The sequence below is a fragment of the Yersinia sp. 1252 StPb PI genome (assembly GCF_048593885.1).
Lineage (GTDB): Bacteria > Pseudomonadota > Gammaproteobacteria > Enterobacterales > Enterobacteriaceae > Yersinia > Yersinia enterocolitica_E.
In genome coordinates, this window is sequence record NZ_JAZGQE010000498.1 from 1 (window position 1) to 428 (window position 428).

Below are 428 nucleotides of genomic sequence, written 5' to 3' on the forward strand. Positions count from 1 at the left end.
AACGGGTGCCATCGGCCGCCAGCTTCATACGGGCGAATTTCGACGTTACCTGAGTACGCAGGAATCGAGTGACAAACATCAGCAGGAATAAGGTCTCAATCTGCAAATAGCTGTCATCTTCCGCGCCATACTTGTTCTTTTGGTAGGTGGTGATGATGTTTTCTACCTGTACCGTACCATCGTCGGTGGTAGTGACCGTGGATATCCCGCTGTGCAGCAGGTTATTACGCTCGGTCAGGGTAAAGCGGCTGGCCAGTGGGGGAGCCAGTACGCCACTGATTGCCAAGGTTTGTAACGGGCGGCCGGGGTCGTTACGCAGACTTTGCGCAATAGCGCCAACATAAGCCGCTGACCAGATATAGCTTGGTGTTGGCGAGCCATTTACCCCCAACAGAGAAGCATGCTGATCATTGCGTAATTCGCCTGCG

General features: G+C 53.7%; 1 protein-coding gene. It reads right to left on the reverse strand.

Features of this window, described 5'->3' with window-relative positions:
• Window positions 1-428 (reverse strand): phage tail sheath subtilisin-like domain-containing protein (locus tag V2A85_RS24495; RefSeq protein ID WP_420072665.1); only part of this gene is annotated, 428 nt, incomplete at both ends.